The sequence below is a fragment of the Angustibacter peucedani genome, from assembly GCF_054779595.1.
Genome location: NZ_BAAGXY010000027.1, coordinates 82,932 through 98,289, shown reverse-complemented (window position 1 = coordinate 98,289; position 15,358 = coordinate 82,932). Strand labels below are relative to the sequence as shown.

The 15,358-nt window shown below is 73.8% G+C and carries 16 protein-coding genes and 3 tRNA genes; 8 read left to right on the top strand and 11 right to left on the bottom strand.

The genetic code is table 11. The features are described 5' to 3' along the window. Positions 1–281: citrate/2-methylcitrate synthase (locus ACYVJ4_RS06810; protein ID WP_460459354.1), on the bottom strand; the 281-nt coding region annotated here is incomplete at its 3' end. A 98-nt stretch (positions 282–379) separates the two neighbouring features. Between ACYVJ4_RS06810 and ACYVJ4_RS06805 the strand changes: the two genes are divergently transcribed. Further along, positions 380–1,645 carry a citrate synthase gene (locus tag ACYVJ4_RS06805; protein WP_460459353.1) on the top strand — a complete coding sequence of 422 codons (1,266 nt, stop codon included), beginning with the start codon at positions 380–382 and terminating at the stop codon, positions 1,643–1,645. 13 nt (positions 1,646–1,658) lie between these two features. Here the strand turns inward: ACYVJ4_RS06805 and ACYVJ4_RS06800 are convergent, their stop codons facing one another. Genes ACYVJ4_RS06800 through ACYVJ4_RS06790 form a run of 3 tightly spaced genes read right to left on the bottom strand, consistent with a single transcriptional unit; the run spans position 1,659 to position 4,299 of the window. Continuing rightward, positions 1,659–2,417, bottom strand: coding sequence for a DUF4097 family beta strand repeat-containing protein (locus ACYVJ4_RS06800; RefSeq protein ID WP_460459352.1), 759 nt, complete (start codon positions 2,415–2,417; stop codon positions 1,659–1,661). Continuing rightward, the gene (locus ACYVJ4_RS06795; RefSeq protein ID WP_460459351.1) at positions 2,417–3,064 is read right to left on the bottom strand and encodes a response regulator transcription factor; all 648 of its coding nucleotides are present in this window, start codon (positions 3,062–3,064) and stop codon (positions 2,417–2,419) included. Before ACYVJ4_RS06795 ends, ACYVJ4_RS06800 begins: the two co-directional genes overlap by 1 nt. Beyond that, the gene (locus ACYVJ4_RS06790) at positions 3,052–4,299 is read right to left on the bottom strand and encodes a sensor histidine kinase (protein ID WP_460459350.1); all 1,248 of its coding nucleotides are present in this window, start codon (positions 4,297–4,299) and stop codon (positions 3,052–3,054) included. Before ACYVJ4_RS06790 ends, ACYVJ4_RS06795 begins: the two co-directional genes overlap by 13 nt. 164 nt (positions 4,300–4,463) lie before the next feature. Between ACYVJ4_RS06790 and ACYVJ4_RS06785 the strand changes: the two genes are divergently transcribed. The 4 genes from ACYVJ4_RS06785 (at position 4,464) to ACYVJ4_RS06770 (ending at position 8,458) form a co-directional block, all read left to right on the top strand. Continuing rightward, positions 4,464–6,698, top strand: coding sequence for an MMPL family transporter (locus ACYVJ4_RS06785; RefSeq protein ID WP_460459349.1), 2,235 nt, complete (start codon positions 4,464–4,466; stop codon positions 6,696–6,698). Positions 6,699–6,796: 98 nt separating this feature from the next. Further along, positions 6,797–7,003: a hypothetical protein gene (locus ACYVJ4_RS06780; RefSeq protein ID WP_460459348.1), complete on the top strand. Its 207-nt coding sequence runs from the start codon at positions 6,797–6,799 to the stop codon at positions 7,001–7,003. Continuing rightward, positions 7,000–8,052: a UbiA family prenyltransferase gene (locus ACYVJ4_RS06775; protein ID WP_460459347.1), complete on the top strand. Its 1,053-nt coding sequence runs from the start codon at positions 7,000–7,002 to the stop codon at positions 8,050–8,052. Before ACYVJ4_RS06780 ends, ACYVJ4_RS06775 begins: the two co-directional genes overlap by 4 nt. Before the next feature lie 34 nt (positions 8,053–8,086). Further along, complete coding sequence (locus ACYVJ4_RS06770) at positions 8,087–8,458, top strand: peptidase inhibitor family I36 protein (protein WP_460459346.1); 372 nt, start codon at positions 8,087–8,089, stop codon at positions 8,456–8,458. Between the two features lie 56 nt (positions 8,459–8,514). Here the strand turns inward: ACYVJ4_RS06770 and ACYVJ4_RS06765 are convergent, their stop codons facing one another. Beyond that, positions 8,515–9,453, bottom strand: coding sequence for an RNA polymerase subunit sigma-70 (locus ACYVJ4_RS06765; RefSeq protein WP_460459345.1), 939 nt, complete (start codon positions 9,451–9,453; stop codon positions 8,515–8,517). A gap of 114 nt (positions 9,454–9,567) precedes the next feature. On the opposite strand from ACYVJ4_RS06765, the gene ACYVJ4_RS06760 reads away from it, so the two are divergent. Beyond that, positions 9,568–10,179, top strand: coding sequence for a dihydrofolate reductase family protein (locus tag ACYVJ4_RS06760; RefSeq protein WP_460459344.1), 612 nt, complete (start codon positions 9,568–9,570; stop codon positions 10,177–10,179). A gap of 33 nt (positions 10,180–10,212) precedes the next feature. Here the strand turns inward: ACYVJ4_RS06760 and ACYVJ4_RS06755 are convergent, their stop codons facing one another. From ACYVJ4_RS06755 to ACYVJ4_RS06740, 4 genes are all read right to left on the bottom strand, one after another. Next, positions 10,213–11,478 carry an ATP-binding protein gene (locus ACYVJ4_RS06755; RefSeq protein WP_460459343.1) on the bottom strand — a complete coding sequence of 422 codons (1,266 nt, stop codon included), beginning with the start codon at positions 11,476–11,478 and terminating at the stop codon, positions 10,213–10,215. 292 nt (positions 11,479–11,770) lie between these two features. Then, positions 11,771–11,847, bottom strand: a tRNA-Phe gene (locus ACYVJ4_RS06750). 33 nt (positions 11,848–11,880) lie between these two features. Further along, positions 11,881–11,957, bottom strand: a tRNA-Asp gene (locus ACYVJ4_RS06745). 41 nt (positions 11,958–11,998) lie between these two features. Beyond that, positions 11,999–12,071: transfer RNA gene (locus ACYVJ4_RS06740), tRNA-Glu, on the bottom strand. Positions 12,072–12,210: 139 nt separating this feature from the next. Here ACYVJ4_RS06740 and ACYVJ4_RS06735 point away from each other — a divergent pair. Beyond that, entirely contained in the window at positions 12,211–13,071 is an 861-nt protein-coding gene (locus ACYVJ4_RS06735; RefSeq protein ID WP_460459342.1) for an aldo/keto reductase, read from the top strand. A 36-nt stretch (positions 13,072–13,107) separates the two neighbouring features. After that, a complete protein-coding gene (locus ACYVJ4_RS06730; RefSeq protein ID WP_460459358.1) occupies positions 13,108–13,458 on the top strand; it encodes a metallopeptidase family protein in 351 nt (116 codons plus the stop codon). 17 nt (positions 13,459–13,475) lie between these two features. On the opposite strand, the gene ACYVJ4_RS06725 is transcribed toward ACYVJ4_RS06730, so the two are convergent. Then, positions 13,476–14,123 (bottom strand): response regulator, encoded by a 648-nt coding sequence (locus tag ACYVJ4_RS06725; RefSeq protein ID WP_460459341.1) that lies wholly within the window; start codon positions 14,121–14,123, stop codon positions 13,476–13,478. After that, a complete protein-coding gene (locus ACYVJ4_RS06720) occupies positions 14,120–15,310 on the bottom strand; it encodes a sensor histidine kinase (protein ID WP_460459340.1) in 1,191 nt (396 codons plus the stop codon). The genes ACYVJ4_RS06725 and ACYVJ4_RS06720 overlap by 4 nt, the downstream gene beginning before the upstream one ends. Between the last annotated feature and the right edge of the window lie 48 nt (positions 15,311–15,358).

Sequence of the window (15,358 nt, the reverse complement as noted above, 5' to 3'; positions counted from 1 at the left end):
GCGATCGCGGGCAGCGCCGCGGCGTCGGACGGCGGCAGGTGCCGGGCGGCGGCGACGCGCGCGGTGAACGCGGCTCGCTCGGCGGCGTCGGGGAGGTGGCCTTCGGCGAGCAGGTGCCAGACGTCCTCGAGCGTTCGCTGCTGCGCCAGCTCGACCGCCGAGTACTGGCGGTAGTGGTAGAACCCCTCGCGCCCGCGGACGTCGCCGAGCGCGGTGTCGGTGACCACGACGCCCTTGAGGCCGGGCGGGACGTCGAGCGGCTGGTCGTGGACGGCGGTCACGGTGGCTCCCGGCGGTCATGGCCGGCTCCTGCGCCGGCTCCTCGATCTTGACGGTCGCTCCTGATGTCGACGTGTGTCAACGTTGATACAGTCAATGTATGAGCCCTCGACGACCGGCCCGCCTGACCAGCCAGGAGGTCGCCGACCGCCTCGGCGTCCGGCTGCAGACCGTCTACGCGTACGTGAGCCGCGGGCTGCTCAGCAGCGAGCGCGACCCGTCCGGCCGGGGCAGCACCTTCGACCGGGCGCAGGTCGAGGCGCTGCTGGACGGCGAGCGGCGCCGTCGTCCGGCGACGTCGGGCACGTGGCGCGGCCCGGTGGTCGACACCGACGTCACGCTGATCGAGGACGGCCGGCTTTCGTTCCGCGGCGTCGACGCGGTGGGGCTGAGCCGGGCGCTCGGGTTCGAAGCCGCCGCGCACTGGCTGTGGACCGGCGAGGTCGGGCACCCCCGCGCCCGACGGTTCACCGCGGCGTCCGGGCCGCTGGCGGTGGCACGCGCGGCGGTCGCGGTCCTGCCCGAGCCGGTCGACCTCGTCGCGGCGCTGCGCGTGGCCGTCGCCGCGGCATCGGCGGCCGAGCCCCTGCGCTTCGACGTCCGGCCCAGCGCGGTGCTGCCGACCGCGCGCGGTCTGGTAGCCGTCATGGTCGACGCGCTGCCGGTCGCGACCGGTCCGCGCGGTGGAGCGGCCCGCACCCCGCGCAAGGGTCCCGACGGCGAGGTGCCGGTGGCCCGGCGGCTGTGGTCGCGGCTCACGGCGCGGCCGGCCGACGAGGCGCTCCTCGACGCGCTCGAGGCCGCGCTGGTGCTGCTGCTCGACCACGACCTCGCGGTGTCGACCGTCGCGGTGCGCACCGCGGCCTCGGTGCGCGCCAACCCCTACGCCGTGGTCGCCACCGGCTTGTCTGCCATGGAAGGCCCGCTGCACGGCGCGGCCAGCGCCCTGGCCGACGGCCTGCTGCGCGAGGTGCTGGCGGGCGACGCCCGGTCCGTCGTCGCCGACCGCCTGCGGGCGGGCCAGCCCCTGCCGGGCTTCGGCCACCGCAGCTACCCGGACGGCGACCCGAGGGCCACCGAGCTGCTCGACCGGCTGCACCGCGCGCCCGCCGCCGCCGAGGTGCTCGCGGCCGTCGACGCCCTGGAGGAAGCCAGCGGGCTGCACCCCAACGTCGACCTCGCGCTCGCCGCGCTCGGCATCGCGTCCGGCATGCCGCGCAGCGCCGGCGAGGTGGTGTTCTCGGTCGCGCGCTCCGTGGGCTGGGTCGCGCACGCGCTGGAGGAGTACGACGAGACGCCGCTGCGGTTCCGCGGCCACGGCGCCTACCGCGGCCCGCGCCCGCCCCAGCCGGTGCCCACCCCCTGACGCGCCGACCGCGCTAGTTCGCGTAGACGACGTGCACCGAGCCGGCGCTCGACCGCGCGCGCACCCGGTGGGCGGACGTCGGGTCGGTGCGCACGCCGATCTCCGTCGACCCCGCGCTGGAGCCGGCGTCGACAAGGTACGACTCCGCGCCGCGCGGCAGCGCGACCTCCACCGACCCCGCGCTGGACGTCGCGTCCACCGAGGTCGGCGCGGTCGCGAACGCCAGCTCGACCGAGCCCGCCGACGACTGCGCGCGCACGGTGGCCGCGGCCAGGTCCTCGCCGTCCACCCCGCCCGCGCTCGACGACAGGTCGAGCACCCCGGTCAGCCCGGTGGCGCTCACCGAACCGGCCGAGCTGTGCGCGTGCACCTCGGTGCCGGGCGGCACGACGAGCTCGACCCGGCCCGAGCAGCCGCGCCCGAACGACCAGGGGCAGTGCGAGCGAACGACGAGGCGGTCGCCGTCCAGCTGCTCGGTGACCGTGGGCCGCGCGAGCGACCACGAGATGCGCCGGGTCAGCTGCGTCGACCCCTCCGGGCCGGCCACGAGCTCGACGTGCTCGGCGCTGACGTCGACGTCGACGACCCGCACCCCCTGGTAGGTCGCGCTGCGCTGCAACGAGTCTCGCGCCAGCGAGCCCACCAGGCTCAACGTGCCGGCGAGCACCGACGCCACGGCGAGCGCGATGCCGAGACCGCGCAGCAGCGGTCGGGCGTTGCCGCCCTGGGGGGTGGGAGCCGGCGCGGTGGGTGCCACGTCCTGGACCGTCATCACGAGCCTCCTAGGTAGCGCAGGACGGCCAGCACGCGGCGGTGGTCCTGCTCGGCGGGCGGCAGTGCGAGCTTGAGGAAGATCGAGCTGACGTGCTTCTCGACCGCGCCCTCGCCCACGACGAGCTCGGCCGCGATGCCCTGGTTGGAACGGCCCTCGGCCATCAGCCGCATGACGTCGGTCTCGCGCGGCGTCAGACCGCCGAGCGGGTCGTGGCGGCGGCTGCGCACGAGCAGCTGCTGCACGACCTCGGGGTCGAGCGCGGTGCCGCCCGACCCCACGCGGCGCACCGCCTCGACGAACTCCGTGACGTCGGCGACGCGGTCCTTGAGCAGGTAGCCCACGCCGCGGGTGTCGGACGCGATGAGGTCGGTGGCGTACCGCTCCTCGACGTACTGGCTCAGCACCAGAACGCCGACGTCCGGGTGCTGCGCGCGGATCACCAGTGCGGCGCGGATGCCCTCGTCGGTGTGGGTCGGCGGCATCCGGATGTCGACGACGCAGATGTCGGGCAGCAGCTCGTCGACGCTGCGCAGCAACGCTTCCGGCTCCTCGACGGCGGCGACGACCTCGAGCCCCGCGTCGGTGAGCAGGCGGACCAGACCCTCGCGCAGCAGCACGGAGTCCTCGGCGATCACGACGCGCACGGCACCTCCACGGCGACGGTCGTGCCCACCCCGCTGGGGCTGGTCATCTGGAAGGTGCCGTCGACGGCGCGCACGCGGTCGCGCAGCCCGGCCAGGCCGGTACCGGAGTCCTCGCGCGCCCCGCCGCGGCCGTCGTCGACGACGGCGACCTGCAGCTTCTCGCCGCGCTGCTCGACGTGCACCGACGCCCGGGTGGCGCCGGAGTGACGGGCCACGTTGGTGAGCGCCTCCGACACCACGAAGTAGGCGATCGCCTCGGTGGTGGGGCTGGGCCGGCGCGGCAGGTCGACCTCGAGCCGCACGGGCACAGGGGATCTCGCGGCCAGTGCCGACAGCGCGGCGTCGAGCCCGCGGTCGGTGAGGACGGCCGGGTAGACCCCGCGGATGACGTTGCGCAGCTCGGTGATCGAGTCCTTGGCCTCCTGGTGGGCGCGGGTCACGAGGTCGCGCGCCGCCTCCGGGTCGGAGTCGAGCTTCTCCTTGGCCATCCCGAGGTTCATGGCGAGCGACACCAGGTGCTGCTGCGCGCCGTCGTGCAGGTCGCGCTCGATCCGGCGCCGCTCGGCGTCCGCCGCGTCAACCACGCGGGCGCGCGACTCGGTGAGAGACGAGACCTGCGCGGCGAGCAGCTCGGCGCCGCTCGGCGCGAGCAGGGCCCGCACCAGGGCGAGCTGCGCGTCGGCCAGGGCCTTCGTGACCGACGGCGCCACGAGCAGCGCCAGGACGCCGATCACGAACCCCGCGGCCACCTCGAGCGCCGGCGGCCAGTGCACCCAGCCGCTGACCTCCCCGCCCGGCAGCGCGAACCCGTACGCGGGCAGCAGCAGGCCGGCCAGGGCGACCGCCCACACCGAGACGACCAGTGAGTAGCCGAGCACGCCGAGGGGGAGCATCAGCAGGCAGTAGGCCAGCTCCTTCCACGTGCCCGCGGACGTCGCGCCCGCCCACGTGCGGCGCAGCCACCCCGCGTCGGGCGGCGTGCCGGGCCGCGGTCGGGCCGGCAGGTCGACGTCCAGGAAGAGGCCGGCGCGACCGCGCTCGAGCGCGGCGATGCCGCGCACGACGTACGCGGTGGCGACCAGCACGACGAGGCCGAAGAGGAAGAGCGGCAGCAGCCCGATGCCGGTGGCGATGCCGGTGATCGCGACCGTGAAGGTCACGACGCCGACCGGCAGGCCGAGGACGACGTAGGCCAGGGCCAGCCACGTCCTCGAGCCGTAGAGGTTCTTGATCACGGCTCCACCGTAGGGATCTCGCGCCCTGACCACGACGGGGTCAGCCCCCGAGGTCGACCGGGGGTTACCCCTACCCCGGTTGGGGAGTCTCCCGGACAGACGCGGACCGGACCCGACCGCCAGCGTTGGGTCGTCAGATCGACTGCGCCCGTAGGAGAACCGTCATGACGCTCACCGCCCCCACCGACCGCGCCCCGTCAGCGCGGCCCCCCGAGCCCGAACCGCGCTCCGGAGCCGTGCTGCGGCTCGCCCGCTGGAGCACCCGGCACCGCGCCAAGGCACTCGTCGGCTGGTTCCTCTTCGTGGCCGTCGTGTTCGCGGCCGGCCAGCTCACCGGCACCCGGCTGCTCACCGGCGCCGAGGCCGGCACCGGTGACTCGGGCCGCGCCGACCGGGTCGTGCAGGACGCCGGGTACCCGGCACGCCCGACCGAGAACGTGCTGGTGCAGACCCGCAGCGGCGACCTCGACCGCGCGACCGCGCAGCAGGTCGGCCGCGAGATCACGGACCGCATGAAGGCCCTGCCGCAGGTCGCCGAGGTCGAGCCCCTGGTGCTGTCGGAGGACGGCCGCTCGGCGCTCGTTCCGGTCGTGCTCGACGTGAAGGGCGCCACCGGCACCGCAGCCGGGGACGCGGCGGACGCCGCCGTGCCGGCCGTGCTGGCCGCGACCAGGGCGGTCTCGGACGCGCACCCGGACCTGCGGGTCGAGCAGTTCGGTGACGCCTCGGTGAACCAGTCGCTGGGCGAGCAGGTCGACCGCGACTTCTCGCGCGCCGAGAAGCTCAGCCTGCCGGTGACGCTGGCGATCCTGCTGCTGTCGTTCGGCGCGCTGATCGCCGCCGGCGTGCCGGTCGTCCTGGCGCTGTCCGCCGTGGCCGCGGGCATCGGCCTCAGCGCCCTCGTCTCGCACGTGCTGCCGGTCATGGACTCGCTCAACAGCGTGATCCTGCTGATCGGCATGGCGGTCGGCGTGGACTACTCGCTGTTCTACGTCCGCCGGGCCCGCGAGGAGCGGGCCAAGGGCGCCGACCGGCGCTCGGCCGTCGAGATCGCGGCGCAGACCAGCGGCCGGGCCGTCGTCGTGTCGGGCCTCGCGGTCTTCATCGCGATGTCGGGCCTGCTGCTCTCGGGCGACGCGACGTTCCTGTCGATGGCCGTCGGCACGATGCTCGTCGTGGCCGTCGCGGTGCTGGGCTCCCTGACGGCGCTGCCGGCGATGCTCGCCGCGCTCGGCGACAAGGTCGACCGGCCGCGGATCCCGTTGCTGCACCGGCTGCGTCGCGGTCACGAGGACGGGCGCTTCTGGCCGGCCGTGATGAAGGTGGTGCTCCGTCGTCCGCTGATCTCGTTGGTGCTGGCCGGGATCGCGATGGTCGGCCTGGCGCTGCCCGCGCTCGGCATGCGCACCGGTGAGGCCGGGGTGGACTCGCTGCCGCGCTCGATCCCGATCATCCAGACCTACGACCGGATGACGGACGCCTTCCCGCAGACCGGGTTCGCGCACACCGTCGTGGTGCACTCGGACGACCGGCTCGACACCGTGGCCCTGCAGCGCGGCGTCGACGGCCTGGTGGCCGCCGCCCAGCGCACCGGACGCTTCGCCGGCCTGGACGACGTCACGCCCCGCATCTCGCCGGACGGCCGGACGGCGACCGTCGACCTGCCCGTGCCCGGCGACTTCAGCAGCCCGGCCGCGCAGCGCTCGCTCGAGGTGCTGCGGCAGGACCTCGTGCCGTCGGTGCGGTCGGCGCTGCCCGGGGCCGAGGTGCTGGTCACCGGCCCGACCGCGGGCGCTGCCGACTTCGGCAGCTCGATGCGGGCGCACCTGCCGTGGGTCATGGCGTTCGTCCTCGGGCTGACCTTCGTGGTGCTGGTCATCTCGTTCCGCTCGGTCGTCGTCGCGGCCACGGCCGTGGTGCTCAACCTGCTGTCGGTGGGTGCGGCGTACGGGCTGCTGGTACTGGTGTTCCAGCACGGGTTCGCGAACGGGCTGCTGGGCGTCAGCTCGACCGGCGTGATCATCGACTGGCTGCCGCTGTTCCTCTTCGTGGTGCTGTTCGGCCTGTCGATGGACTATCACGTGTTCGTCGTCAGCCGGATCCGCGAGGCGCACGACGCGGGGCTGCCGACGAAGCTGGCGGTGGCGCGCGGCGTGACGTCGTCGGCAGGCGTCGTCACCAGCGCGGCCGCGGTGATGATCGGGGTGTTCAGCATCTTCGGCACCCTGTCGCTGCTGGAGTTCAAGCAGCTCGGCGTCGGGCTGGCCGCGGCGGTGCTGGTCGACGCGACCGTCGTCCGGGCGGTGCTGCTGCCGGCCGCGATGACGGTGCTGGGTCGGCGCAACTGGTGGCTGCCGAAGGCGCTCGACCGCCGGCTGTCGCAGCACTCCGCGCACTGACGGGGCGCAGGGCTGCAAGCGCAGGGGTCGGGCCGGAAGGCCCGGCCCCTGCGCCGTCCCGGGCTACCCTCGACGCAGCCGACGCTCGAGGGGGAGCCGTGGACCAGCAGGACCCGTACCGGCACGAGGAGCCCAAGGCCGGGTGGGCGCAGCCCTACCGGCCCGCCCCGCAGAAGCGGCCGCTGACCGCCTGGCACGTCGCGGGGATCGTCACCGCCGTGGTCGTCGGCGTCTGCGGCCTGGCGCTGCTGGGGGCCGCCATCCTCTTCATGGTCGCGCTGAACTCGTGGGGGGACAACAAGTGAGCGGCCTCGTCGCCCGCGTGCGGCTCGTGGTGCTCATGGCCCGTCCCGCGCTGGTGCTGCTGCTCGGCAGCTACGCCGCGATCGGCCTGGCCCAGCGGGGTGCGGCACGCGACCCGAGGCTGGTCGCCCTGTCACTCGTCGTGGTGGTCGGCTTCCTGCTGGTCTCGGTGGTGCTGAACGACTGGGCGGACGCCGAGGTCGACCGGGTCAACCTGGCCGGCGACCCGCGCCGCCCCCTGGCGTCGGGCTGGGCGCCGCGCGACCTCGTCGTCGTGGCCGTCACCGGAGCGGTGCTCGCCCTCGGCGCCGCCGCGCTGCTCGGCTGGCCGGTGCTCCTGGTCCTCGTCGCCGGCACCGCCCTCGGGGCCGCCTACTCGCTGCCGCCGCTGCGCCTGTCGCGCCGCGGTGCGCTCGCCTCGCTCGTCCTCCCCCTTGACGTGGTGGGGGTGCCGTACCTGGTCGGCCTGCTCGCGGGCGGCCACGACGTGCGGCGCGCGGACGTCGTCCTGCTGGGTGGGTTGTACGCCGCGGTGATCGGGCGGCTGTTGCTCAAGGACGTGCGCGACGTCCGCGGCGACGCGCTGCTCGGCAAGCGCACCTTCCTGGTGCGGCACGGGCGGGTCGTGACGTGCCGGGTGTCGGCGGCGCTGTGCGTCGTGGGCGGCGCCCTGCTCGTGGCCGCGGTGCCCGACCGCACGCCCGCGCTGGTGGCGGTCTACGCCGCCGGGCTGGTCGCGGTCGTGGCGCTGCTGCAGCGGCTGTCCCGCTCGACGTCTCCGCGCGACGACACCCTGTTGGTGGCGGCGGTGGCGGTCGTCGGTCGCGGGCTGGTGCTCACGCTGCTGGCGCACCTGTCGGCGCGACCGCTCGGCTGGGCGGCGTGGCAGCAGGCGGTGCTGCTGCTCGCCGTCGGCGGGCTCACGGCCGGGCTGGCCTACGACCTCCTGCGCCACGGACCGCGCGTGCGCGGCCAGGTGCCCGCGTTCTTGCCGACGTCCGCGACGACGTCCGCTGCTACCGTCCGGTCGCACGAACTCCCCGATTCGTGACGAACGGGGGCAACAACGGCGAAACGGAGTTCACATGCGGACGAAGATCATGGCGGGTGCGGCCGCGCTGGGTGCGGCTGCGGCCGTGCTGGTGGCGGCGCCCCCGGCGTCGGCAGCCACCGGCTGGGCGCGCTGCCCGGAGTTCAAGATGTGCGTGTTCACGGGTCCCAACGGCACGGGTGCCATCGCCTGGTTCTCGACCGCCGACGGCGACCTGGGCGACAGCAACGGCCCGACCGGCATGAACAACAACATCGAGAGCATCTGGAACCGCAGCGGTCACACCTGGGACCTGTTCGACGGGGCCGGCTACACGGGCACCATGTGGGAGTCGTTCCCCTACGTCGGTCACAACAACGTGAAGGCCAGCGCGGTCAACCGCGTCAGCTCGCTGCACGACACGTGATCGGCTGAGGTGCTCGGTCCCGCCAGCGGGCGGGGCCGAGCACCTCCTCCCGACGCTCAGGGACCCTCGGGCGCGAAGCGGCGCACCAGGTCGGGCACGACGAACGACACGTTGCGCCGCACCAGCCCGCCGGAGACCTCGAGCACCTGCACCGAGTGAGCCCGGTACCCACCGCCCTCTGGGTCTGGCGCCCACGTCGCGACGGCCCAGCTGTCGTTGGCGCGCACCGGCTGCACCCGCCAGCCCGGCCCGCGCCGGGCGAACACCCGCTCCATGAACTCCTGGTAGCCCGCGCGACCGGCCAGCCACAGCGCGACCGGCGGCATCTCCATGACCACGTCGTCCGCCAGCAGCCGTGTCAGCGCAACCACGTCGGCCGCCTCGAAGGCCGCGACGTACCTCTCGACGACGTCGCGCTCGTGCGGGTCGGCCGGCTCGCGCAGGGTGTCCAGGTCGGCGCCCGCCTCCTTCAGCGCGGCCCGGGCCCGCTGCAGGCTGCTGTTCACCGACGCCACCGAGGTGTCGAGCGCCTCCGCGACCTCGGCTGCCGACATCCGCAGCACCTCGCGCAGCACGAGGGCCGCCCGCTGACGGGGCGGCAGCAGCTGCAGCGCCGCGACGAGCGCGAGCCGCAGCCCGGTGCGCTGCTCGACGGCGTCCGCGGGGTCACCGAGCGCGACGTCGGGGAACGGCTGCAGCCACGGCACGTCGAGCGCGGGCTCGAGCGGGGACTGCGGGTCGCCGGCCGGTCCGAGCCCGCTGGGCAGCGGTCGTCGTCCGCGCCCGGCCAGCGCGGTGAGGCAGACGTTGGTGGCGATGCGGTGCAGCCACGTGCGCACCGACGCCCGGTCCGGGTCGTACCGGTCGGCCGCCTTCCAGGCGCGCAGCAACGTCTCCTGCACCAGGTCCTCGGCCTCGTCGAACGAGCCGAGCATCCGGTAGCAGTGCGCGAGCAGCTGGCCGCGGTACGCCTCGTGCAGGTCGGTGCTGGCCACCCGGCAGAGCCTAGGGCGGGCCGGTCCCGTCGTCCGGCGATGAGTTCTCGCGCCGGCGCGAGTAGGTACGGGTGAGGGCGGCCGCCGGGCCGCCGCTGACGCGAGGAGCGCGTGATGGGTGACGTGATCGTGGTGCAGTTCGCGACGTTGGACGGCGTGGTGTCCGACCCCGACGGCCGCTGGGGCACCGACCACGGCGGCTGGGCCTTCCGGTACGGCGCGGGGCCGGTGAGCGACGACAAGTTCCGGCTCGGACGTCGTCAGGCCGAGGGCGTGCAGCTCTACGGGCGCCGCACATGGGAGCACTTCGCCCAGCTGTGGCCGCACCGCGACGGCGCCTTCGCCGACGTCATGAACGCCGTGCCCAAGCGGGTGGCGACGCGTACCGGCATCGACGCCGCGGCGTGGAGCGGGTCGGAGGCCCTGACGGAGGACCCGGTCGAGTGGGCGCGCCACGAGCGCGAGGCGCGCGACGTCGTCGTGATCGGGAGCCTGAGCCTGGTGCGGGCGCTCGCGGCCGCCGACGCGGTCGACGAGTACCGGGTGATCACCTTCCCGACAGTGGTGGGTGCGGGCGACCGCCTGTTCGGCGACGGGCTCGCGGCCGAGTTCCGCTTCACCCAGGCCGGCCCGGCCGACGCCGAGGCGCTCACGACCCTGACGATCGCCCGGCGCGTGCGGGGCGGGGCGGCCAGGACGACGGAACCGCAGGCCAGCCGGGGCTGAAGTGCGGTCCGGTTTGCTGCGCCAGGGCGCGAGCTATGGTCCGAGGGTCCCGATCGGGAGCACCGAGACGCCATCGGGGCGGCGGTAGGCGAAGCCTGTGGACGTGATGACACCCAGCGCGGCAGGTCGGCCTGCCTTGCCCTGGTCGACCTTCGCTGCGAAGGACAGGAGGGATGCTGCTGCCTTGTCGGAGTCATCGGGGTTCATCTTCACCTCGAAAGCGCCCCAACGACCGTCGGGCAGCGCGACGATGATGTCGACCTCGTGATGGTTCTGGTCTCGCCAGTGGTAGACCTGACCGCCGAGCTGTTGGGCGTAGACCCGGACGTCGCGCACGACGAGGTTCTCGAAGAAGAAGCCTGTTGCGTTGAGGTCCCCCAGTAGTTGGACGGGCCCTTGGCCGAGCGCAGCTACCGCGAGTGAGGGGTCGACGAAGTAGCGAGTGGCTGATGACTGCAGCGGGGTGGCCGAACGCATGTGAGGGGCCCAAGCTGGTGAGTTCTCGGTCAGGCGCAGCCTCGACAGCGAATCGAGGTATCCGTCGACGGTGGAACGCGCGACCGAGCCATCGGCGCCCCCAACGTCCTTGGTCAAGGCGGTGACCTTGGCGGCGGTGCCGACGTTGCGGGCCAGTGAGTGGAGGAGCCGTTGGACGTTCTCGGGGTCACGACGTCGTACACCCAGCGTGTGGATGTCGACTTGCACGATCTGGGTGAGGTAGTCGCGAAGCCAGCGGCGGGCGTCTGCAGGGCTGGCATCGAGCAGGGCCGGCCACCCGCCGACGCAGATTCGTTCAATGAGGTCAGGAATGGAGAGGCCCGAGTCTTTCGCGGTGACGTTGTGACCACCGAGAACCTGTCTGAGTGACGCTTGTCCGGTGGAGTGACCTGACTCCAGCAGCGACATCGGCCGCATCTGGATGACGGCAATTCTGCCAGCGCCAGAGTGCCGGTTGACGTCGTCGCTTGGGGTCGACGATCCGGTCAAGATGTAGAGGCCCTTGCTCGGGGCGCGGTCGTCGACGGCACGACGGACGTGGTTCCACAGGCTTGGGACCACCTGCCATTCATCGAGCAGCACCGGGCTCGGGTCGTCGAGCAGTAGATCTGGGGCCACGGTTGCCGCGTTGCGGGCCGATGGATCGATGTCCAGGCGGTAGGTGGTGGCTGCCGTCTGGGTTGCCGTCTCTGTCTTGCCGCACGCCTTCGGACCCTCGATGACGACTGCACCGATGGCGCTCAGCCGTTGGTCCAGCTCGTCGTCGACGACGCGGTCGCGGTAGCCGTTGCCTGTCGCCATCGCTCGGGCTCCTGACGCTCTCTTGATCGCCGGACTGCGGGCAGCTGTCGCGGATCTAGCAGAAATCATACCGCTAATGTTGCAGATTCCATAGCCCTGACCTAGCGGAATCCATAGGTATAGGTAACCCATCGTTGCGCTGCAGCTCACGTCGTCACACCTTCCGCTGCGACGCAACGGGCAGAGGTGGTCCAGGAAGGAGGCTGGCCGTACACCTGCGGATCCGCGCCTCAGCGCTCCGCTTGAGAAGGCCCCGCGCGGTGCAACGGGCGAGCGGGCCAAGCATGCGTTCTGGTGGCCAGGGGCGGGGTCGAACCGCCGACCTTCCGATTTTCAGTCGGACGCTCGTACCAACTGAGCTACCTGGCCCGGCAGCGGGCTCGGACTGCTCCGAGCACGCTGTGGCGACCCCGACGGGACTCGAACCCGCGGCCTCCGCCGTGACAGGGCGGCGCGCTAACCAACTGCGCTACGGGGCCTTGAACTGCAACCACCCGATCCTACCGGCAGCGTGGCGTCGTACCCCCAACGGGATTCGAACCCGCGCTGCCGCCTTGAAAGGGCGGTGTCCTGGGCCGCTAGACGATGGGGGCGCCGTTGACGCCCCACACGTGCCAGCGTCGAGGACGCGGATCAGCATAGGGGACGGCGTCGTCGTTCTCCAAAGCGGGAACATCTGGGCCGCTCGCGGGGCTGCCGCCAGGGACCGACGATCTCCACGAGAGGACCCGCATGAAGACCCGCACCCTGGGCACCGCGACCGTCTCCGCCATCGGCCTGGGCGGCATGCCGCTGTCGATCGAGGGCCGTCCCGACCGCGAGCGCGCCATCGCCACCGTGCACGCGGCGCTCGACGCCGGCGTCACGCTGGTCGACACCGCCGACGCCTACCACCTGCACGCGGACGAGGTCGGCCACAACGAGGCGCTGGTCGCCGAGGCGCTGCGCAGCTGGGGCGGCGACGCGTCGTCCGTGCTCGTCGCCACCAAGGGCGGCCACCTGCGGCCGGGCGACGGCTCGTGGACCCTCGACGGCTCGCCCGAGCACCTGCGCTCCGCCGTCCAGGGCTCGCTGCAGCGGCTCGGCGTCGAGCAGGTCGGGCTCTACCAGTTCCACCGCCCCGACCCCGACGTGCCGTACGAGGAGTCGGTGGGCGCGATCCGCGACCTGCTCGACGAGGGCGTCATCGCCCAGGCCGGCATCTCCAACGCGAACCCCGACCAGATCCGCCAGGCCCGCGAGATCCTCGGCGGGCGGCTGGCCAGCGTGCAGAACCAGTTCTCGCCGCAGTTCCGCTCCAGCCAGGCCGAGCTCGACCTGTGCGACGAGCTCGGCATCGCCTTCCTGCCGTGGAGCCCGCTCGGCGGCATCTCGAACGCCGCCGACCTCGGGACGTCGGCCGCGGCCTTCGCCGAGGTGGGCGAGGCGCACGGCGTGAGCCCGCAGCAGGTGGCGCTCGCGTGGGAGCTGGCGAAGTCGCCGTGGGTGGTCCCGATCCCGGGGTCGAGCCGGCCGGAGACGATCCGAGACTCGGTGCAGGCGGTCGACCTCGAGCTCACCGCCGACGAGCTCGCCCGCCTCGACGCCGCCTGACCGCTTCGGGGCGGGCAGACTGACCCCGTGGTCGAGATGAGCGAGGCCGAGTTCGAGGACGCCGTGTCGGCGGCCCTCGACGACGTGCCCGAGGAGCTCACCCGCCTGATGCGCAACGTCGTCGTGCTGGTCGACGACGAGCCGCCGCCCGACGAGCCGTCGGACCTGCTCGGCCTCTACGTCGGCGTGCCGCTGACCGAGCGCGACCACGGCTGGGGCGGCGGCCCGCAGCTGCCGGACCGCATCATGATCTACCGCGGTCCGACGCTGCGGGTCTGCTCCGACCGCCGCGAGGTCGTCGACGAGGTGGCCGTCACCGTCGTCCACGAGATCGCGCACCACTTCGGGATCGACGACGCACGCCTGCACGACCTCGGCTGGGACTGAGCGCGCCAGGCCGCCGCTCAGACCAGACCGGCGTCGTGGGCGAGGATCGCGACCTGCACCCGGTTGCCGGCGTCGAGCTTGGTGAGCAGGCGTGACACGTGGGCCTTGACCGTGGCCTCGCTCATGTAGAGCTCGCGGCCGACGTCGGCGTTCGACAGCCCGCGCGCCACGGCGGCCAGCACCTCGCGCTCGCGGGCGGTCAGCACCTCGAGCCGTTGCTCGGCGGTGCGCCGCCGCGAGCTGCCGCCGTCGGCGAAGTGGCCGATCAGCCGGCGGGTGACCGCGGGCGACAGCATCGCCTCGCCCGCCGCGACGACCTGGACGGCGCGCACCAGCTCGCGCGGCGGCGTGTCCTTGAGCAGGAACCCGCTCGCGCCGGCCTCGAGCGCGCGGAAGACGTAGTCGTCGAGGTCGAACGTCGTCAGCACCACGACGCGCGGCGGCTCGTCGAGGGCGAGCAGCGCGCGCGTGGCGGCCAGGCCGTCGACCTTCGGCATGCGGATGTCCATCAGGACGACGTCCGGCCGGTGCCGCTGCACGGCGGCCACCGCGTCGGCGCCGTCCTCGGCCTCGGCCACGACCTCGAGGTCGTCGGCCGCCGCGACGATCATCCGCAGCCCGGCGCGCACCAGCGCCTCGTCGTCCACCACCAGCACGCGCGTCATGCCGCGCCCCCCTCGTCGGCCCCGCCCCACGGCAGGTGCGCGCGCACCCGCCAGCCCCCGTCGTCCGTGCGGCCGGACTCGAGCGTGCCGCCCACCAGCGCGACCCGCTCGGCCAGCCCGACCAGCCCCATGCCGCTGCCGGGCAGCAGGCTGCCGGCCGCGACCGGCACCTTGTTGCGCACGACCACGTCGAGGCCGCGCCCGGCCGCCCCGTCGAGCAGCACGGACGTCGACGCCGACCGCGCGTGCTTGTGCACGTTGGTGAGCGACTCCTGGACGACGCGGTGCGCGGTGCGGCCCAGGACGTCGGGCGGCGTGCCCTCGACCCGGCACTCCAGCTCGACCGCCACACCCGCCGCGCGCGAGGACTCGACCAGCGACGCGACGTCGGCCAGGCCGGGCTGCGGGGCGAGGTCGGCGCCGTCCGGTTTGGCGTCCGTGCGCAGCACGCCGAGCACGCCGCGCAGGTCGTCGAGCGCCTCGCGGGCCGTCGTGCGCACGAGCGCCGCGGTCCGCTCGACCTGCTCGGGCCCCGCGTCGGCGTTCACCTCGAGCGCGCCCGCGTGCAGCGCGATCAGCGACACCTTGTGCGCCAGGACGTCGTGCATCTCGCGGGCGATCCGGTTCCGCTCCGCGAGCCGCGCCTGCTCGGCCCGCAGCTCGCGCTCGGCCTCGGCGGTCTCGGCGCGCTGGCGCAGCGAGACGACGAGGTCGCGCCGCGCGCCGATGTACGCGCCGATCGCGACGAGCGCGCTCCAGAACAGGGCCGAGCCGGCGAGCGTGGTGAACGCGTTGCTGCCGGTCACCAGCTCGCGCACGACGTCGGTCGCGAAGCAGAGCCCCACGACCATCGCGAGCACGCGGTCGCGCCGGCGGATGGTCAGGGTCAGCACCGCGAAGGCCACGGCCACCGGCAGCGCCGTGATCACCGCGATGACGAGCGTGACGAGGGTGACGACCACCGGGAACCGGCGGCGCCACCACAGCGCGACCGCGGCCGCGCAGCTGAGGACGAGCACCGTGAAGACCCAGCCGTCGGCGGCCTTGCCGTCCAGGCTGAAGGTGTAGCCCAGCCCGGCGCCCAACGTGATGAGCAGGATCGTGACGTCGCGGGCGCGCGGGCTGATCCGCGCGACGAACGCGCGCGCCCGCCGCCAGCGGCGCACGACCCCGGGCAGGACGCTCACGTCGTCCACCCTAGGGCGGCGGCCGTCGTCCGGGCGTCGTCCGGACGT